This window comes from Arthrobacter sp. Alg241-R88 (assembly GCF_900537115.1).
GTDB lineage: Bacteria > Actinomycetota > Actinomycetes > Actinomycetales > Micrococcaceae > Arthrobacter.
On sequence record NZ_UNRG01000013.1, the window covers coordinates 1 to 19,850 of the forward strand.

15 protein-coding genes are annotated in these 19,850 nt (G+C 66.1%); 8 read left to right on the plus strand and 7 right to left on the minus strand.

The features are described 5' to 3' along the window. Window positions 1-80: 80 nt before the first annotated feature. The 3 genes from G6R19_RS18765 to G6R19_RS18775 form a co-directional block, all read right to left on the minus strand. Window positions 81-1,412, minus strand: coding sequence for an IS110 family transposase (locus tag G6R19_RS18765; protein WP_240341718.1), 1,332 nt, complete (start codon window positions 1,410-1,412; stop codon window positions 81-83). Between the two features lie 195 nt (window positions 1,413-1,607). Further along, complete coding sequence (locus G6R19_RS18770) at window positions 1,608-2,357, minus strand: ThuA domain-containing protein (protein WP_163167803.1); 750 nt, start codon at window positions 2,355-2,357, stop codon at window positions 1,608-1,610. Then, a complete protein-coding gene (locus tag G6R19_RS18775; RefSeq protein WP_240341970.1) occupies window positions 2,357-3,490 on the minus strand; it encodes a Gfo/Idh/MocA family oxidoreductase in 1,134 nt (377 codons plus the stop codon). Before G6R19_RS18775 ends, G6R19_RS18770 begins: the two co-directional genes overlap by 1 nt. A gap of 333 nt (window positions 3,491-3,823) precedes the next feature. Here G6R19_RS18775 and glnT point away from each other — a divergent pair, with 333 nt between their 5' ends. The 6 genes from glnT (at window position 3,824) to G6R19_RS18805 (ending at window position 10,816) form a co-directional block, all read left to right on the plus strand. Further along, on the plus strand, window positions 3,824-5,233 hold the full coding sequence (gene glnT, locus G6R19_RS18780; protein ID WP_205484627.1) for a type III glutamate--ammonia ligase: 1,410 nt from the start codon (window positions 3,824-3,826) through the stop codon (window positions 5,231-5,233). A 70-nt stretch (window positions 5,234-5,303) separates the two neighbouring features. Beyond that, window positions 5,304-6,212: a glutamine amidotransferase gene (locus G6R19_RS18785; RefSeq protein ID WP_163167805.1), complete on the plus strand. Its 909-nt coding sequence runs from the start codon at window positions 5,304-5,306 to the stop codon at window positions 6,210-6,212. Beyond that, window positions 6,200-6,940, plus strand: a complete 741-nt coding sequence (locus G6R19_RS18790; RefSeq protein ID WP_163167807.1) for a protein glxC — start codon at window positions 6,200-6,202, stop codon at window positions 6,938-6,940. Before G6R19_RS18785 ends, G6R19_RS18790 begins: the two co-directional genes overlap by 13 nt. 9 nt (window positions 6,941-6,949) lie before the next feature. Continuing rightward, window positions 6,950-8,314: an FMN-binding glutamate synthase family protein gene (locus G6R19_RS18795; RefSeq protein ID WP_163167809.1), complete on the plus strand. Its 1,365-nt coding sequence runs from the start codon at window positions 6,950-6,952 to the stop codon at window positions 8,312-8,314. A 13-nt stretch (window positions 8,315-8,327) separates the two neighbouring features. Further along, window positions 8,328-9,473, plus strand: coding sequence for an FAD-dependent oxidoreductase (locus tag G6R19_RS18800; RefSeq protein WP_163167810.1), 1,146 nt, complete (start codon window positions 8,328-8,330; stop codon window positions 9,471-9,473). A gap of 65 nt (window positions 9,474-9,538) precedes the next feature. Then, a complete protein-coding gene (locus G6R19_RS18805) occupies window positions 9,539-10,816 on the plus strand; it encodes an allantoate amidohydrolase (RefSeq protein ID WP_163167902.1) in 1,278 nt (425 codons plus the stop codon). 18 nt (window positions 10,817-10,834) lie between these two features. On the opposite strand, the gene G6R19_RS18810 is transcribed toward G6R19_RS18805, so the two are convergent. Continuing rightward, entirely contained in the window at window positions 10,835-11,407 is a 573-nt protein-coding gene (locus G6R19_RS18810) for a dihydrofolate reductase family protein (protein ID WP_163167811.1), read from the minus strand. A gap of 129 nt (window positions 11,408-11,536) precedes the next feature. Here G6R19_RS18810 and G6R19_RS18815 point away from each other — a divergent pair, with 129 nt between their 5' ends. Both G6R19_RS18815 and G6R19_RS18820 read left to right on the plus strand, forming a co-directional pair. Next, window positions 11,537-12,229: an XRE family transcriptional regulator gene (locus tag G6R19_RS18815; RefSeq protein ID WP_163167812.1), complete on the plus strand. Its 693-nt coding sequence runs from the start codon at window positions 11,537-11,539 to the stop codon at window positions 12,227-12,229. 251 nt (window positions 12,230-12,480) lie between these two features. Beyond that, a complete protein-coding gene (locus tag G6R19_RS18820) occupies window positions 12,481-13,770 on the plus strand; it encodes an ammonium transporter (protein ID WP_163167813.1) in 1,290 nt (429 codons plus the stop codon). A 145-nt stretch (window positions 13,771-13,915) separates the two neighbouring features. On the opposite strand, the gene G6R19_RS18825 is transcribed toward G6R19_RS18820, so the two are convergent. The 3 genes from G6R19_RS18825 to G6R19_RS18835 form a co-directional block, all read right to left on the minus strand. Next, complete coding sequence (locus tag G6R19_RS18825; protein ID WP_240341971.1) at window positions 13,916-14,908, minus strand: family 43 glycosylhydrolase; 993 nt, start codon at window positions 14,906-14,908, stop codon at window positions 13,916-13,918. A 77-nt stretch (window positions 14,909-14,985) separates the two neighbouring features. Next, window positions 14,986-18,456, minus strand: coding sequence for a DEAD/DEAH box helicase (locus G6R19_RS18830; RefSeq protein WP_163167815.1), 3,471 nt, complete (start codon window positions 18,454-18,456; stop codon window positions 14,986-14,988). A 231-nt stretch (window positions 18,457-18,687) separates the two neighbouring features. Then, window positions 18,688-19,809, minus strand: coding sequence for an FAD-binding oxidoreductase (locus tag G6R19_RS18835; RefSeq protein WP_163167817.1), 1,122 nt, complete (start codon window positions 19,807-19,809; stop codon window positions 18,688-18,690). Between the last annotated feature and the right edge of the window lie 41 nt (window positions 19,810-19,850).

The window sequence follows — 19,850 nt, forward strand, 5'->3', positions numbered from 1 at the left end:
AGTGGGGTGGCGTGTGTTTGTTGGTTGGGGGTGGTTGATCGTTCGGGACACGTTTGGGSTTATGCGAGTATGTGTGGTTGTCAGGCTACCGGGGTGAGGGTCACGGTGTAGCCGAGGGCTTCGAGTTGGCGGATGTGGTTGTGCTTCCTGGCGTCCGGGTTGGTGCGGGCATGGACGTAGTCGTGGCCCAGATCCTGGAACCTGGTGTCGGGGTCTTGGAGGATGTGCCAGGTGGCGACCAGGATGGATCGTCCGACGGCGACAATTGCACGCTTTTTCCCGCGGCGTCTGGCGATCCGTCGGTAGCGTTCGCCCAGGAAGGTGTTGGTCCTGCCGGCGATAACGGCAGCCTCGCCCAGTGCACGGGCGAGGTAGCGGTTGCCGTGTCCGCTGGAACCGTTGCCCTTGGTTTTCCCGGCGGAGGAGCTGATCCCCGGGCAGAACTTGGCCCAGGAACACAGGTGCCCGGCGGTCGGAAACTGTGACATGTCGACCCCGATTTCGGCGATGATGATGGCGGCGGCTACAGGGCCGATGCCCGGGATGTCATCCAGGCGTTCCGCCGCCGCGGCGAAAGGGGCCAACTGCACCTCGATCTGCTCATCGAGTGCAGCAATATCGGCGTCGATGCCGTCGATCCGTGCCAGCATCCGGGCGAGCAGGAAACGGTGATGGTCATCGAAGCGGCCGGTGAAGGCCTCCTCAAGGTCGCTGATTTTGTTCCGCATGACCGACCGGGCCAACTGGGCAAGGACTTTCGGGTCGCGTTCACCCGCGATCAACGCAGCCATCATGTCCCGCCCGGACACCCCGAAGATATCCGACGCGACGACCGAAAGTTTGATGCAGGCGTCCTCGAGGAGTTTCTCGACCCGGTTCTTCTCCGCGGTGCGTTCCCCGACCAGATCGATCCGGTAGCGGGTCAGGTCCCGCAGCCGGCGAATCTCCACGGGCGGGACGAAGCTGGGCCGGAGCATCTGCCGTTCAGCGACCTTGCACAACCAGACCGCATCCAGCACGTCGGTCTTGGGCCGTCCGGGAAGGTGCCTGACATCCCGGGCGTTCACCAGCCACGGCTGAAGCCCGTGGGCCTCGAGGAGATAGAACACCGGCTTCCAATAGTCGCCGGTCGCCTCCATCACCACCCGCTCGATACCAAGCCCGACCAGACGGTTCGCCAGCTCTCCCAGCGAACGTGTCATGGTCGAGTGCGTGCTCACTTCCTGCAAGCGTTTCTTCCGGTTTCCCTCTGCGGGAATCCGAACGCAGCACACCAGCTCGGCCTTGCCGATATCCAGTGCAGCGACCCTGGCAATAATCTCTTCCTCATCTTGGGACTCAGCCAGCATGGACTCCGTCATCTCCTCCCGAACGCGCCCGCCGAACATAACAGCGGCCGCCTGGGGAATCACGAGGGAAAGGAAAATCTAGTCCTCGTTCTCAACAACGGAAACAGTAAAGGGCTCACGTCATGATCCCCAACACCTGGCTACCTAACGGCCTCAAGGAACCAAAGAACCACGGCTTCGACAGGCGACCACACGCACATTTTCAGCCCGGAACGGGCGCCCCGCAAGGGACACAAAGGCTACCTAGTTGGGCAGGCGCTACGTCCCGCTGAACCACTCCCGGGCAGGGTTGGTCACTTCCGGGGCGGCGCGGTGCAGACCGGGCTGGGCGGCCCACATAACGCCGTTGGCCAGGACCCGCTGGATCTGCGGGTGGTGGTACACGGGGTACTCCTGGTCACCGGGGCTGAAGTAGAAGATGCGGCCCTTGCCCCGGGTGAAGGTGACGCCGGAACGGAATACCTCGCCGCCGGCGAAAGAGCTGATGAAGATCAGGTCGTCCGGGTCCGGGATGTCGAACAGTTCCCCGTACATCTCCTGCTCGGGGATAACGATGGGACTGTCCACGCCTTCGGCAATGGGGTGCGACGGCTTCACGGTCCACACCAGCTCGCGCTCGCCGTCGTTCCGCCACGCAAGCGAGCAGCTGGTGCCCAGCAGCTTGGTGAAGACCTTCGCGAAGTGCCCCGAATGGAGGACGATCAGGCCCATCCCGCCCAGGACGTGGCGGTGGACGCGCTCGACGACGGCGTCGCTCACCTCGTGATGAGCCATGTGCCCCCACCAGAGCAGGACGTCCGTCTCCGCAAGAACCTCCTCGTCAAGGCCGTGTTCATCGTCGGTGGCCAGGACCGCCGTCGTAATCTCTGCCTCGGGATAGTAGGAGCGGAGCCCTGCGGCGATGGCGCCGTGGATGCCGTCAGGGTAGATCTCCCCGATGTGGGACGGCTCGTTGATGGCTTCGTGGACGCCCTCGTTCCAGACCCGGATCCTCAGTTTGCCGTTCATTAGAGACGAACCTCCTTTTGCTCCCGCGCGGACTGATAGCACGCGTCGATGATTTGTGCCCGGTAAAGGGCCAGGGATCCGTCGTGCTCGCCCCATACATCCTTGCCGCCGCGCACCGCCGTCACGAAATCTTCCACAACCCCGTCATGCGCCCGGCCCGGCAATACCGGCGGCACGTAATCCGCGCTCTCGCCGTCCCTTTCGGTGAACACCCGAAGCTGGCCCACCGGTGGAAATGGTGCGCCCTGCACCTTCAGTTCGGCGCCGCCGTCCGTCCCGTAGACCGTGAAGTCCAGGAGGTCGTCCGTTTCCCGGTAGGTGGCCCAGCTCGCCTCGATCAGCAGGGTCCCGCCCCCTTCAAGGCGGAGGAATGCGGACGCGAAGTCTTCCACCTCAAAGGCGTGGCTGGAGGCCAGTGCTGAATATGCGCTGCCGCCGCCGCGCCCCTGCGGGCCCAGCTCCGAGTGGGTGGCGGCGGAGACCGCCACCACTTTGGGCTCGCCGAGAAGATGCAGTGCGTAGTCCAGCGCGTGGACGCCGATGTCTGCCAGCGGTCCGCCGCCTGCAAGCTCAGGATTGGTGAACCAACTGCCCAGCGTCGGGATGCCGGAGCGGCGCAGCCAGGATGCTTTGGCGTAGTACGGCCGGCCCAGCCCGCCGTCGTCGATCACACCTTTCAGCGCCTGGATGTCGCCGCGGCGGCGGTGGTTGAAGGCGACGTCCAGGACGCGTCCTGCCTTGCGCGCCGCGTCCACCATGGACTGGCCTTCGGCGGCGTTGCGCGCGATCGGCTTCTCGCTCAGTACGTGTATGCCGCGTTCCAGGGCGGCCACAGCGATGGGGGCGTGCAGGAAAGTAGGCACTGCCACGCTGACCGCGTCCAGGCCGCCATGCTCCAGCATCTCTTCCCACTCCGCGAAGGCATTGGGAATGGAGTATTCAGCCTGCAGGGAGTCGCGGAGGTCCTGCTCCATCCCCGCAAAGGACACGATGCGGACGCCTGCCAGCGCATCGTAGGCCTTGAGGTGCTGCTGACCGGCCCAGCCAATGCCGACGACGCCGACCCTCAGGTCCTCTACGGGCTCCTTCTCCGGGGGAGCGGCGTGCTGTCCTGGCGACTGGTCGTTGTTCACTGATCTTCCTTATCTCTTGGAGGCGGGGGAGAGATTCGAAGCTGCCACTGCCGTACGTTGCTGCGCTGGGTTTTCAGTTGCTGTGGTGGGTTTTCAACAGCATAGCTCCCTGACACTTACGGGACTTGGAGCTGCGGCTTCAAACGGCATCCAAGACGGCCGTCGCAGCACCACGTGGGTTGCCGGGGCGATCATCGAGCCCAGCCAGGGCGGTCTCAGGCACCCACGAAACCTCCAATTAACATGCCGGCACGACGCCTGAAATGTGCGTTTGGCTACTCTGGTGCAACAAGGTTTACTACTAGCTAACACTGACCGAACAGGAACGTTCCGATGACGAGTGTCGCAACCCCTGCTGTAACCACCCAGGCAGTGGCCCATGACCAGCAAGCTGTTCCCCGGCCCGAAAGCCCCACGATCACCCTGCGGGACATTGCACAAGCCCACGACGTCCGCTTCCTCCTGGCCACCTTTGTGGACATGACCGGGAAGCCGTGCGCGAAGCTGGTCCCGGTGGAGGCCGCGGACGAGCTGGAAAGCGGTGCCATGGGCTTCGCCGGTTACGCAGCTGGCCTGATGGGACAGAAGCCGCAGGACTCGGACCTGATCGCGGTGCCGGACCTCGCGTCCTTCACGCCGGTTCCCTTTATCAAGGAGGGGCTGGCCATCATCCACTGCGACCCGCACGTCGACGGCAAGCCCTGGCCCTACGCCCCGCGCGTGGTCCTGAGAAACACCCTGGCCTGCCTGGCAGAGAAGGGCATGCAGGCCAAGGTGGGAGCGGAAGTTGAGTACTTCCTGGTGAAGAAGAACGACGACGGGACGTTGAGTACCGCCGATGACCGGGACGATTCACCCCGCCCCTGCTACGACGCCCGCGGCGTCACCCGCATGTATGAGCACCTCACCTCCATTTCCGATGCCATGAACGGCCTGGGCTGGGGCAACTACGCCAACGACCACGAGGACGCCGCCGGCCAGTTCGAGCAGAACTTCAACTACGCGGATGCGCTCACCACGGCGGACCGGGTGGTCACCCTCCGCTACATCCTGAACATCCTGGCCGAACAGCGCGGCATGACCGCCACTTTTATGCCGAAGCCCTTCACCGACCGGACCGGCACCGGCCTGCACCTCCACCTGTCCCTGTGGTCCGGTGCCGAGGCGCTGTTCCCGGCTGACGGGAATAAGGCGGACGACGACGGCCGGGGCCTTGGGCTGTCCGGGCTCGCCTATGCATTCATTGCCGGCATCCTCGACCACGCCCCTGCCCTGCAGGCGTTCCTGGCACCCACCGTCAACTCCTACAAGCGGACGGGCGCCACCACCAGCTCCTCGGGCGCCACGTGGTCTCCGCGGAAGGCCTCCTTCGGCGGGAACGACCGCACCCACATGATCCGGGTGCCGGACAACAAGCGGATTGAGCTGCGCTCCGGCGATGGTTCTGCAAACCCGTACCTGGCCATCGCCACTGCCGTCGCTGCGGGGCTGGACGGTGTGGAGAAATCGCTCGACCCCGGGTTGCCGTCGGGTCCGGGGGAGTCCAAGCCGGATGCCCACTTGCTTCCGGCCACCCTGCTCCATGCAGTGGAAGCGCTGCGGAAGGACCCGGTGATCCTGGCCAGCCTCAGCGGGGATGCAGAAATCGGCAAGTACTACGCGGACGCCAAGGAAGAGGAATTCCTGAGCTGGCACAACCAGGTCAGCGACTGGGAAATCCGCACGTATTTGACCTCCATTTAGCCTGACGTCCATCTGACCCAGTTTCTACCTGACCACTACCTCCAACCCCCATACCAAGCAAAGGACCACCATGTGCGGAATCGCCGCGCTGCAGCTGCGCAACCCCTCGCTGCACCCCCGGATGGGCAGCCTGCTGTCCTCGATGCTTTGCCAGATCGTGGACCGCGGACCGGACTCGGCCGGCCTCGCCGTTTACAACACCCCAGGCCTGGTCAAGGAAGGAACGTCGACGCTTAGCCTTTTGGGCAGGGACCAGGGCATAACGACGACGGCCATCACCGCAGGCGTCTCGGCAATGCTTCCAGCGGACTCCGCCGCCACCGTTCAGGTGGTGGGCGATACCACCCTGGTGGGCGCCGCCGTCGGGACGGACCTTCTGGTGAAGGCCGTCACCGAAACCCTCCCGGCCGCCACCATCATCGGCCGCGGCGAGCATGTTGCCGTGATGAAGAGCGTGGGCCATCCGATGGAGATCGCCGCCGATCACGGCCTCGAGGCAATGGCCGGAAGCCAGGGACTGTCCCACACCCGGATGGCCACCGAATCCGCAGTCACCGCTGGTGGATCACATCCCTTCTCGGTGGCCGACGACCTGTGCCTGGTCCACAACGGCTCCTTTTCCAACCACGCCACCGTGCGGCGGGGCCTCTTGCGCGAAGGCGTGATGTTCGATTCCGAAAACGACACCGAAGTGGGCGCCCGCTACGTCGCCTCGCGGCTGAAGCAGGGCGACACCCTCGAGGAAGCCCTGGTGAACCTGGGCAAGGTGCTCGACGGTTTCTACACCTTGGTGGTCACCACCGCGGACAGCATGGCCGTGGTCCGGGACCCCATCGCCTGCAAGCCGGCCATCATCGCCGAAACGGACGATTACGTGGCCATGGCCTCCGAATACCGTGCCCTGGCCGGCCTGCCCGGCATCAACAACGCCCGCATCTTCGAACCGGAACCCGGAAAGGTCTACACATGGTCACTCTGACAGCCCCCGAAACGTTCTCCCCGACAATTGGCACCGCAGCCGCTGCCGCGGACCCAACAGTCCTCGACCTCGCCGCCAGCCCGGTCCGCGAACTCAACCAGGCCGTCCACAACGCCGTTGACGGGGAGTCCTGGGCTGTTATAAACCCAGGCGGCAAGCACAGCCTGGCCGTCGGCATCAATGCGGACATCCAGGTGACCATCGAAGGCCACGCCGGCTACTACGCAGCCGGGATGCACCAAAAAGGCGACGTCACTATCAACGGCAATGCCGGCGTCGGACTGGCCGAGAACATCATGTCCGGCAGGGTCCACGTCACGGGAGACGCCTCCCAATCAGCCGCGGCCACCGGGCACGGCGGCCTGGTGGTCATCGACGGCAACGCCGGGGCCCGCTGCGGCATCTCGATGAAAGGCGTGGACATCGTGGTGGGCGGAAACATCGGCCACATGTCCGCCTTTATGGCCCAAGCCGGCCGCCTGGTGGTCTGCGGCGACGCCGGTGACGCACTCGGCGACTCCATCTACGAGGCGCGGATCTACGTCAAGGGCACCGTCGCCTCGCTCGGCGCCGACTGCATCGAAAAACCGCTGAAGGAAGAACACCTGGCCGAACTCGCGGAGCTGCTGGCCGCCGCCGGACGCACCGACAATCCCGCCGACTTCAAGCGCTACGGCTCAGCCCGGAACCTCTACCACTTCCACGTCGACAACTCGACGTCGTACTAGGAGCCCACCATGACCATCACCTCCGTTCCTGCTGCAGCGCCCGCTTACAACGCCCAACCGCAAAACATCGCCGAATTGGGTCTGCGCGAATCCGCCACCTTCGACCGCGCCACCATCGCCGACATCCAGCGCGCCGCCGCCACCGGCGTCTACGACATCCGCGGCTGGGGCGCCAAGCGCAAAGTCCCGCACTTTGACGACCTGCTCTTCCTCGGCGCCTCCATGTCCCGCTACCCGCTGGAGGGCTACCGCGAAAAGTGCGACACCGACGTGGTCCTCGGTGACCGGCACGCCAGCAAGCCGCTGCACCTGCAAACCCCGGTGACCATCGCCGGCATGAGCTTCGGCGCCCTGTCCGCCAACGCCAAGGAGGCCCTGGGCCGCGGCGCGTCCGAGGTGGGCACCTCCACCACCACGGGCGACGGCGGCATGACGCCTGAGGAGCGCGGGCAGTCCAAGCACCTGGTGTACCAGTACCTGCCCTCGCGCTACGGCATGAACCCGGACGACCTGCGCAAGGCCGACGCCATCGAAATCGTGCTGGGCCAGGGCGCCAAACCGGGCGGCGGCGGCATGCTCCTGGGCCAGAAAATCACCGAACGCGTCGCCGGAATGCGGACCCTGCCGGTGGGCATCGACCAGCGCTCCGCCAGCCGGCACCCCGACTGGACCGGCCCGGACGACCTGGAAATCAAGATCGGGGAACTCCGCGAAATCACCGACTGGAAGACCCCCATCTACGTCAAGATCGGCGCCTCCCGCCCGTACTACGACACGGCACTGGCCGTGAAGTCCGGCGCTGACGTGGTGGTGGTGGACGGCATGCAGGGCGGAACCGCCGCCACGCAACAGGTGTTCATCGAAAACGTCGGCATCCCCACCCTCGCCGCGATCCCGCAGGCCGTCCAGGCCCTGCAGGAACTCGGCGTCCACCGCAAGGTCCAGCTCATCGTCTCCGGCGGCATCCGCACCGGGGCCGACGTCGCCAAGGCCATGGCCCTCGGCGCGGACGCCGTCGCCATCGGCACCGCCGCGCTGATCGCCCTGGGCGACAACGATCCCCGCTACGCGGCCGAATACTCGGCGCTTGGCTCCGCCGCCGGGTTCTATGACGACTTCCAGGACGGACGCGACCCCGCCGGTATCACCACCCAGGACCCGGAGCTCTCCTCACGGCTGGACCCGGTAGCGGCCGGCAAGCGCCTGGCGAACTACCTCCGCGTCCTGACGATGGAGGCCCAGACCATCGCCCGGGCCTGCGGAAAGTCGCACCTGCACAACCTGGAGCCGGAGGACCTGGTTGCGCTGACCATCGAAGCGTCAGCCATGGCACGGGTGCCGCTGGCCGGCACCTCGTGGATCCCCGGCATGTAGGACGGATCCACAAATGCCTGATTTTTCCGACTATGTGGTGGTGGGCGCCGGACTGGCCGGCGCCGCCACCGCCTGGCAGCTCGCGGCCCGCGGCCACCAGGTCACCATCCTTGAACGCAACGTCCCCGCCAGCCACGACGCCAGTTCCCACGGCTCCGCCCGGATCTTCCGCTACGCCTACCCCGACCCCTTCTACACCCGGGCAGTCCTGGAATCCAAAGAGCTGTGGGACGGGCTCACCGTGGATACGGGAACAAAACTGATCACCCCTGCCGGTTCCGTGGACTACGGTCCGGAGCGCAATCCGCGGCTGCTGGCCTCGGTCCTGGCCGGCGAAGGCGTAGAGCACGAACTCCTGTCCGCCTCCGAAGCCCGGAAGCGCTGGCCGCAGATCGCCTTCGACACCGAGGTTCTGTGGCATCCCGGTGCAGGCGTCATCGACGCCGAAAGTGCCGTCAACGCGATGGTGTCCCTCGCCGTCGGAAGGGGCGCCCGGTTGCTGACGGGCTGGCAGCTGGGCAGGGTGGAACGCCAAGGCGCAGGTTACCGGCTGCACTCCAGCACAGGGCAAATGGTCGACGCCGGCAACGTGGTCATCAGCGCGGGCGGCTGGCTGCCCGGGCTGCTGGGGCAGCTGTCCCTTCCGTCGGGCTTCGTGGCCGGGCTTCCGGAGATTACCGTCCGGCAGGAGCAGGCGTTCCACTTCCGGTACCGGGATCCTGAAAGTGCTGGCCAGTGGCCCACCTTCATTCATAAAGCTGCAGACATCCAGGCCTACGGGCTTCCTGGCGGACGGGATGCGGGCTTTGCGGGCCAGAAGGTAGCGGAGTACAACGGCGGCGGGCTCATCCCTTCCGCGGGGAAGCAGACCGGAGAAGTGGACCCGGCCAACCGCCGTCGGGTGGTGGACTACGTGCAGCGTTACCTCCCCGGACTGGACCCGGAACCCTACGCCGAGACGACGTGCCTGTTCACCAACACCCCCCATGAGGACTTCATCATCGACCGCATCGACAACCTCACCGTCCTGTCGCCCTGCTCCGGGCACGGCGCCAAATTCGCGCCGCTCATCGGGCAGTGGGCTGCAGGCCTGGCCACCGGCACCGGCAGCGTCCCGGATCGCTTCCGCTCTGCGACGGTGCCTGCCGGCGGCCGCTGAGCACGCACCCTCCGCACCAAAACCACCTAAGGAACTTCGTGACCGTTTCGCTGCCTCCCGCCACCCTGCCGCTCCAGGAAACCCCTGCTGTCCCCTCCGCCACGGAACCCGCCGCCACCTCGGTGAGCAACCTCCTGAGGGAAATTTCCGACGTCGGACGGGACAGGACCCGCGGAGGCTACTCACGCCCGGTGTTCTCCGGCGCGGAAACCGAACTGCGCAGCTGGTTTGTCGAGCAGGCCGGACGGCGGGGGCTGGACGTCCATACTGACCACAACGGGATTATCTGGGCCTGGTGGGACACCACCGCCGGTACCCGGAAGGACGCCGTGGTTACCGGAAGCCACCTCGATTCCGTGCCTGGCGGCGGTGAGTACGACGGGCCGCTGGGAGTAGCATCGGCCCTGGTCGCCGTCGACATCCTCAAAGCCCGCCGGTTCCGGCCGCGGCGACCCCTGGCCATTGCCGTCTTCCCCGAAGAAGAAGGCTCACGGTTCGGCGTCGCGTGCCTCGGTTCCCGCCTTCTCACCGGGGAGCTTGACCCGGACAAAGCGCGCCGGCTCAAGGACCCGGACGGCAACACCTACGCCGACGTCGCGGCGGCGAACGGCCAGGACCCCCGGCTGATCGGCGCGGACTACACAACCCTCCAGCAGCTCGGTCTCTTCGTGGAACTGCACGTTGAGCAGGGCCGGGGACTGATCGACCTGCACCAGCCGGTGGCCATCGGGTCATCGATCCTGGGCCACGGCCGCTGGAAATTGACCATTGCCGGCGAGGGAAACCACGCCGGCACCACCCTTATGAAGCACCGTAAGGACCCGATGATCGCCGCGGGCAAAATCATGGTCAACATCCGCGACACAGCCCGGAAATACCGTGACGCCAGGGCCACCGTGGGCCGGCTGCAGCCGGTACCCGGGGGGACCAACGTGATCGCCTCCCGGGTGGACTTGTGGATCGACGTCAGGCACCCGGACGACTCCGTCACTGCCGCGCTGGTGGAGGCTATCGGGCTGAACGCCCAGCTGATGGCAGCCGAAGAGGGGTGCACGGCCAGCCTGACGGCCGAGTCGCTGAGCTCCACGGTGCATTTCGACGGCGGTTTGCGGGACCGGCTCCAGGCCCTTCTGCCGGATGCGCCGGTCCTGGACACCGGGGCAGGGCACGACGCCGGAGTCCTCAGCTCGCAGATCCCCACCGCGATGCTGTTTGTCCGCAACCCCACCGGCGTCTCGCACTCGCCCGATGAGCTGGTGGAGGACTGGGACGCGGAGGCGGGAGCCGTCGCGCTCGCGGACTCGCTGGCAGGGCTGCTGGGCAACGCGCGCGTCGTCGGATAGGGCGCGTGACTCTTGGCTTTAGTTCCGCACCCGGTACGTCATCAGGACGCAGCCGCCGGCGATGGTGCGTGCTTCTGCCAGTTCGAGCGCAAGGCGGCGCGTTTGCTGGAAAAACGGCACGCCTGAACCGAGCAGCACCGGGTGCACGTTGAGGCTGATCTCATCTATCAGGCCAGCATCGAAGAGCGAGCCGGCAAGTTCCCCACCGCCCATCACGCAGATGCCCTTGCCCGGCTGATCCTTCAGATGCTTGACGAAGCCGGCCGCGTCGGAAGAGACGAGTTCCACTCCGGGCTGGGGTTCCGTCAGCGTGCGGGAGAAGAGGTAGGTGGCAACAGCCGGGATGCCGCTGCCGTCGCTACTTGCCGAGGGGATGCCCTGGCCTGGGTCGCCGCCTGACTCCGCACCCATGCCTTGGGCCGCCGCAAATTCCCAGGTCTTCCGGCCCATCAGCACGGCGTCCACGGTAGACCAGTACGCGCCCATCACGTCCTCGACGTCGCGGCTGAAATGGAGCCAGTCGAGGGCGCCATCGCTACCGGCGATGAATCCGTCCAGGCTGCATGCTGCACCATAGGTTACGGTCCGCACGGGTCTTCCTTTCACTCCCATGTCCTACCAAAAACTGTAGGCAGGCGCCGGAACCTTGGCTACGGCGTCGACGCTGCACGGGGCGGACGGCCTGAGGCGGCCGGGCGAGGCGCACCTATGATGGCTCCTATGACCAATCACGCCCCGGACGGAACCGACGCCGCGGACACCGCCGCCGATGCTGCCGGGGCGGGCGCCGCCGTCGGGAAGCCCCTGGGAGCCGGAACCGGCGCCGGTGAGTCCCCGGACGATGCAGCCGCCCCGGGGAAATTGGAGCAGGTCATTGCCCGGCAGGTCCGGCACTACCGCACCGCCAATGGTCTGTCCTCGGCGGAGCTTGCTGCCCGCACGGGCCTGTCCAAGGCCATGATCTCAAGGATCGAAACGGCCACCACCTCCTGTTCGCTGACCACGCTGCAGCGGCTGGCGGACGGCCTCAAGATTCCCGTGACCGCGCTGTTCCGTGGTGCTGACACGGACCGGGACGCCACCTTCACCAAAAGCGGCCAGGGGAGCCTGACCGTCCGAAGCGGCACGCAGCACGGCCACGAATACCGGGTCCTGGGTACGCTCAAGGGACGTACGGACGCGCTCGAACCCACCCTGGTGACGCTTACCGACGCCTCCGATGTTTTTCCCCTGTTCCAGCACCCGGGAACGGAATTCATCTACATGCTTTCCGGGAAGATGGTGTACGGCCACGGCGCCTACGAGTACGCCATGGAGCCGGGGGATTCGCTGCTGTTGGACGGTGAGGGCCCGCACGGTCCGCTGGAGCTGCTCGACCTGCCTATCAGGTTCCTGGCCGTCTCTGCCAAGTAGCCCTGCCGGCCCTTGCCCCCGCATGCCCGGGGGTCGTCTGCGATCAGCGTGACGCCTGAAACTCGCGCGTGAATGACTGAAACCATCATTTAACACACCGGAAACCCACCCCGAAACGGCCGCCATACAGTTGGAACCAGACGGCAATAGCTGCCCTCCGATGAACGTGGTACTGACTCCGCGTCCCTCCTCCGGAGTGGCTCCAACGGGCGATTTGGCGTTCTCTCCTCGCATCACGAAAGGGGTTTCCCATGGATTCGGGAAATGTCGCTTGGATTCTGGCCAGTTCCGCACTGGTCTGCATGATGATCCCCGCCTTGGCCCTGTTTTATGGGGGCATGGTGGGGTCGCGCCGCATTCTTAACATGATGATGATGTGCTTCGGCGGCGCCAGCCTGGTGGCCGTCCTGTGGGCACTCTTCGGATACTCGATGGCCTTCGGAAATTCGGTAGGCGGCCTGGGGCTCATCGGAGACGTCACCGAATTCCCGGGTATGGCGCAGCTGCTCCCGGCGGACGAGGGTGCTTCCATCCCGGTGGTCCTGTTCGCCGCGTTCCAGCTGTTCTTCGCCTGCGTCACCACAGCCTTGGTTGCCGGAGCCGCAGCCGGGCGGATGAAGTTCGGTGCGTGGATGCTGTTCGCCGGCATCTGGGCCACTATTGTCTATTTCCCCATCGCGCACTGGGTGTTCGCCTTCTCCTCCGCTGATGGCAGCGTCACCGGCGGCTGGATCGCCAGCGGCATCAAGGCCATCGACTTCGCCGGCGGAACCGCCGTGCACATGAACGCCGGCGCAGCTGCCCTGGCTCTGGCACTCGTCCTGGGCAAAAGCTCAGGCTGGCCCAAGGTGGAACACGCGAAGCCGCACAGCCGTCCGCTGGTGCTCATCGGCGCCGGACTGCTGTGGGTGGGCTGGTTCGGGTTCAACGCCGGCTCCGCACTTTCCGCCGGCCAGTCGGCGTCCGTGGTTTTCCTTAACACAGCTGTTGCTGCTTCGGCAGGCCTTCTTGCCTGGGCACTCGTCGAGCGACTCCGCCGCGGCGCAGCCACCAGCATGGGTGCAGCGTCCGGCCTGATCTCCGCACTGGTTGCCATCACCCCGGCCTGTGGTGCCGTGAGCCCCCTCGGCGCGGTGGCCATCGGCGCAATCGCCGGGGCCGTCTGCTCCCTCGCCATCGAGCTGAAGTTCCGCTTGGGCTATGACGATTCGCTCGACGTCGTAGGCGTCCACCTGGTGGGCGGCATCCTGGGCACGTTGCTCATCGGCCTGTTTGCTACCGACGCCGCACCCAACGCCGTCAACGGACTGTTCTATGGCGGCGGCGTCGAACTCCTCGGTGTCCAGGCCCTCGCCACCGTCACGGTGCTGGCTTACTCCTTCGGCGTCACCTGGATCCTGGCGAAGATCCTGGACAAGACCATTGGCTTGCGCATCCATYCCGAGGACGAGATGCGGGGCATCGACCTCGCCGCCCACTCCGAACTGGCCTACCTGACGGATGAAGATCCGGTGGAGCTCGGCTCGCCGCAGCGGACCTGACGGGTACGTGAGAAGTCCGGGCGGGGGCGCCCGGAGTACGCGTCAGGCAGAGGGCCAAACCTTGGACCGGTGCCGGCAGCAGCCGGCTTATAGTTCCAGGGTTTGGCCCTTTGTCTTCCTTGCCGCGCGGGGTTCGGGTTCGTGATCAGGGCTCGTTGCAGACCAGGTTGCCGTCGCGGACTTCCAAGACCGCCGCCCGGACGTGGCTGAGTCGGGTCCTGGGGTCGGGTGCCATGGTGTCGATGTCTTCGCCGCCCCAATGCGGGTGGGTGAAGTAGACCAGCAGGGCGCGTTCCTTGCCGTCTTCCCGGGCTGCGAGCGGAACCACGTCAGCATGGCGTCCGACGACGGGCCTGCCGTCCACGTGCTCCGGTCGCGTCAGGATGAGCCCGCCCAGGTGTTCCTGCCGGACCCAGCCGCCGGCGGCGTCCTCCGAACGGTAGACCGCCTGGCCCCGCCATTCGTCCACGATCATCCAGTAGGTCCCCTCGAGCTGGAAGACCTTGGGCCCTTCATGCGGGCGGCCGGGGATGGTGAGTCCTTCAAGAACCCACGACGACGGGTCCTGCGGTGTGTCGCTGACCGCGCTGTACGTGTTGGAGCCGCGGGCTTCGTCCTTGTACCAGAGGCGGTAACGGCCATCCCCGCAGAGCGCCACGGCGGCATCGATGACCCGCGGGGAATCCAAATCGACTGCGCCGAGGTACTCCCACGTCACGAGATTGTGGCTGGCAAACTGGACGATGGACGCGGTGCCGGTCCAGTCCGTCCGTACCCCGCCGAGCACGGTCAGGTACATGATCCACTGGCCGCCAATTCTTACGACGTCGGGAGCCCAGAGAGTAGCGGGCTGTTCCGTTTCCGGCGGCACCAGTCCGTCCGCGGTGCCTTGGTACGTCCAGTTCCGTCCGCCGTCGGAGGACCGCGCAACGCCGATGGCTGTGCCGTGGACCCACTCGACTCCGGTCAGCCCCGGCGCCGTGGCACGCCGCTGGGTGTAGAACAGCACCCACTCGCCGGTGAGGTGGTCCGGCACCAGGATCGGGTCGGTGGGCCCGTCCCAGACGGGGTCGCGGTAGGGAGCAATGAAGGCGTCCGGGCGCAGGGGAGTGAGGGCATTTATTTGCTGTCGCGACACGCGCTTCTCCAACGTTGTAACTTTTGGTTGTGTCCAGCATAGGCGGATGAAGCGCACGTGTCTGAAAAGACCTTGCGCTACTCCTGGAACAGCCCTGCCAGGTCTTCGGCCGTGATGGCGCCGCCGGCCAGGGCGTCCCCTTCCATCACGTCGGCGAACAGTTGCGACTTCCGGGCCTTGAGCGCCATGACCTTCTCCTCGATGGTGTCCTTGGCGACAAGCCGGTAAACCATCACGTTTCGGGCCTGCCCGATCCGGTGGGTCCGGTCCACCGCCTGCGCCTCGGACGCCGGGTTCCACCAGGGGTCCAGCAGGAACACATAGTCGGCCTCGGTGAGGTTCAACCCAAACCCGCCGGCCTTCAGCGAAATCAGGAATACGGGCGCCGTGCCGTTCTTGAACTCGCTGACAACGTCGGCACGGTTGCGGGTGCCGCCGTCGAGGTAGCAGTACTCGATCTTCTCCTCGTCCAGCCGCTCCCGGACCTTTCCCAGGAACCCGGTGAACTGGCTGAAGATCAGGGCCCGGTGGCCTTCCGCCACCAGGTCCTCAAGCTGCTCAAACAGCACGTCCAGCTTGCTTGAGCGGACTGACGAAAGCGCGGGATCCACAAGCGAGGCGTCAAGGCTGAGCTGCCGCAGCAGGGTCAGCGACTGGAAGATGGTGAAGCGGTTCTTGTTGACGTCCTCGATGAGCCCCAGGATCTTCTGCCGTTCGCGCTGCAGGTGGGTCTGGTACACCTTTTGGTGGCGCGGGTTCAGCACCACTTCCAGGATCTGCTCCTGCTTCGGCGGCAGGTCCTTGATGACCTGGTCCTTGGTGCGCCGCATCATCAGCGGGCGGACCCGACGGCGGAGCTTGTCCAGTTGCCCCTTGTCGCCGTTTTTCTCCACCGGCTTCTGGTAGTACTCGGCGAAACGCTTGGGACTGGAAAACAGCCCCGGGGCGACGATTGAGGTAAGCGCCCAGAATTCCATGAGGTTGTTTTCCAGCGGGGTGCCGGTGATGGCGAGCTTGAAGGCCGCCGGCAGTTTGCGGGCGCACTGGTACGCCTTGGACTGGTGGTTCTTTACGAACTGCGCCTCATCCAGCACCAGGCCGGACCATTCGCATGAGGCGTAGGCGTCGTAGTCGATGCGGAACAGGGCGTAGGAGGTGATTACGATGTCGGCCCCGGCCAATGCCGCAGCCACGTCCTGCCCGCTCTTGGCGAACGTCTCACCGACCGCCTGGACCTTCAACCCGGGAGCGAACCGCGCTGCTTCCAGGGCCCAGTTGCCCACCACGCTGGTGGGGGCAACCACCAAGAAGGGAGCGACGGCGTCGGGCTGGCTTGCGGCTGCGACGGCCTCGGCGGAGTTATCACCAGCGCTGCCGGCGCCGTCGGACGCGTTGCTGCTTCCAGCACCGGCAAGAGCCAGCTCCTTCGCCGCGCACATCAGGGCGAGGGCCTGCACCGTCTTGCCGAGGCCCATGTCGTCCGCAAGGATCCCGCCCAGGCTGTGCCTGTATAGGAAGGTGAGCCAGTTGAAGCCCTCCAGCTGGTAGGGGCGAAGCTCGGCGTTCAGGGTGGCGGGCAGCGGCAGGCCGTCCACGCCGCCCTCCAGCAAGCCGCCCACCGCCGAGCGCCAGGCGGCCGCCTGTTCGTCAACGATTCCCAGCTGGGCCAGCTCGTCCCACAGTCCTGCCTGGAACCGGCTGATTTGGAGGGGCGCGTCTTTGTTGTCCTGCAGGGAGCGGGCCTCTTCGATCAGGGCCCGCAGCTGGTGCAGTTCGGGCAGGTCCAGGGAGAAGTAGGCGCCGCTGGGCAGCAGCATCTTGGTTTGTCCCGCGGCGAGTGCTGAGAAAACCGCGGCGAATGAAACCGGCTGGCCCTCGAGGGTGATCTGGATGCCGAGGTCGAACCAGTCGCGCTGTTCCGTGGCTTTGGTGGAGATGGAAACCACCGGCGCTTCCTCAGCCTCGCGGTAGTCGGCGATGTCGCCCACGGTGTCGACGTCGACATCGGGGGCCTGGCGCAGGCGGGGCAGCACTTCCTCAGTGAACGCGAGCGTGTCCAGGCCCTTCAGCTCCACGGACGCCGTGAGCCGGGGAGTGCCCCAGCCGCCGGTGGCGGATTCCCCCAGGGCGGGCACCCCGTCCCATGGTTGGCCGATGCCTTCGAGGATCCGGGCTTCGGCGGTGTCGTCGCGGTAGCCATGGTCGCCGGGGTGCCGCCACAGCGGTTGGGCCGTGACCAGGTTTCCCGTTTTGTAGTGCCATTCCCAGTGCAGCCGCACTCGGTGGTCAGCACCGTAGTTCGCCAGCAGGGAGAGTGTGGGGACGGCCAGGGTGGGCAGCTCAACGGACTCGTCGCGGGCCGTGACCCGGGCCGTCTGCTTCAGCTTGGGGTAGAAGCCGGTGAGGAAGCGCGATTCGTCCTTGGCCGGAATGTGGAGGGTGCTGCCCGCCGTCACGAACGACAGCAGTTCCTCGCTCAGGCCGCTTTCCAGTGGCGCCAGCGTGATGGTGCCGTCAGGGTCCGGAACTCCGGGCAGAGCAGCCTCTCCCGTGGTGACAAAAATTCCATGCGCCGGCCGGCCGATGGTTCCAATCGACGCCGGATCCACCTCAACGCCCTCAACGGTGACGGTGGGCGCAAGCTCCAGCCCGCCGTCGGTACCGTCCCTGTCCGCAGCAGCGCCGTACCTGCCCAGGTTAAGCCCGACGGCGGCGGGGGACTCCGCGAGCCGGACCGGCTCCGTGCCGCGCGAGTGGACCAGTGCCAGTCCGATCTTCCTGGCGTCGGCCAGCAGGCTCCAGAGGTTCTTCCCGGAGTAGGTGTTCAGCCCCAGCCAGAGCCCGGAGGAGTTGTGCATGCGGCTGGCCGAGGCGGAGTGGGCGGCCAGGAACTCCTGCATCCACTCCCCATGTGACTCATTGCACTCACGCCGGAAATTCAGGTAGCTGAGCGTGTTCCAGGAGACGTCTCCGCGGATCCATTTGCCCTTGGCCCCCATGATCACCGGGCGCGCCTTGAGCTGGCGGACACTCCGGAGCGGATCCCGGCGGCCTGTGTAGGAGAAGTGCGGCGCCGGTTCCTCGATCTCGAACTGGAGGGCCAGGGGGATGCCGTTGCTGGACGGAGCGGCACCGGGCTGCGAGATGAGCGGGCTGAGGGCACGTTCCCAGTCAGAAACGGCGGCGGATGGTTCGCGCGAAACCTGGGTGGCGGTGGCCGGTGAAAGCAGCTGGACGCGGGTGGCCGGGTTGTCCTCCGCCGCGAAGAGCAGTGCCGCCACGTGCTTGCAGTCCTTCCGGACCGGGCAGCTGCACACGCCCACGGTGCAGCTCCAGCCGCCCCCCTTGCGGACCAGCTTGGCAGTGGTGGAATAGGGCAGGTCGGCACCGCCGCGGACCTTGCCCAGCATGAGCCCGGTGGCGGCGTCGAACGAAATACCGGAGACGCGGCTTCCCATGGCATAAGCGAGCCCGGCCGCCAGGGAACGGTCGTTAATGGCGGGGGTCTGTATTGCCAGTGCCGCACTCTCGTCCGGTTGGGATGGCATGGTGCGCGCTACTTTCAGCAGGCCACGGCGGGGCCGGGGCCGGTGGTTGGTTATCTGATCCATCTTAGTTCGCCCGCGGGGGAGGGCGTGCCGCCGTTTCTTTGCGGGCGGAAGGCATGGCCGGACAAACAACAGGGTGGAACAGCAAAGGCCGTGGGGTGCCGCTGTACAGAACAGCAGCACGGCCACGGCCAGTGCTTCACGAACTTCGCGCAGGCAGCAGTTGCGGGACTAGGAGAACCGCTCCGGCCGGAACGTCTCCAGCATCGGGTGCCGCGCTCCGGTGAGGATTTCCCCGGCCAGGAGCTCGCCGGCAATCAGCCCGAGGGTTGCCCCCGAGTGGGTGAAGGCGACAAAGCAGCCGGGGACTTTTTCGAGTTCGCCGAAGACAGGCTCGCCGTCGCCCGGAATGGGTTTGTAGCCGATCTTCCACGACGCCGGCTTGAGCTCCGGGTTGCCTGCGATGAGCTTGGAAGCCTCGTCGGCAAGTTCCTGCACCACGTCATCAGGGACGCTGAAGGTCCCGTCAGCGTGTTCGGTGATGCTCTCCTCGTACCAGTCGTGGTCAAGGGCAAGGGTGTTTCCGGGGTTTGGCCGGACAGCGGCCCGCGGCGTGTTCAGCACGGGCGCCAGGCCGTGGTCCGTGGGCTTCGTGATGACCAGCATCGATACCGGTGAACCGTTGGGAATGTCCACTCCCAGGGGGGCCACCACTGAAGGGGTCGCAGCGCCGCAAGCCACCAGGACGGCGTCGGCATCATGCGCAGCACCCGAAGCGGCCTGAACGCCGACAGCGCGTCCGCCTTCAACCACCACTGAGGCTTTTCCTGCGTTGAGGACCAGTTCACCGCCGAGTTCGTGGAACTCCGCCATCAGGAATTCCACCAGGTCCGGCAGGCTTACCCAGCCTTCGCCGGGGTTGAAAATCGCGTTCTCAGGAACGGCCGAGGCATCAACCCCGGGAGCCACCGATGCGATCTCCGCCGGTGCCAGCAGCTTGGAATCGTAGCCCTTATCCAGCTCATACTGGTGGCGGGCAGCCGTGGCGTCAGCCTGGCCCGCCGGGTTCCACATCAGGCCGCCGCCGAACTGGAGCCACTCGCGGGAGGGGTCCGAGGCGAACAGTGTCCGGTACCTGTCCACTCCTGCCATGCGCAGCTGGTGGTAGGGCGTGGAGCGTTCACCCGCGGAATTCAGCCACGAGAGCGACCGGCCTGAGGCCTCGCTGGTCAAGCCGCTTTCGGTCAGGAGGACTACCGAAGCGCCTGCGCGCAGGAGGTTAACGGCAGTGGAAACACCAAGGATTCCGCCGCCGATGACGGCAACTTTCCTGGCGGGGCTGGTGGAGGACATGGGGACTCGCTTTCCTGTGTACAACGATGTGCCGTGACGGG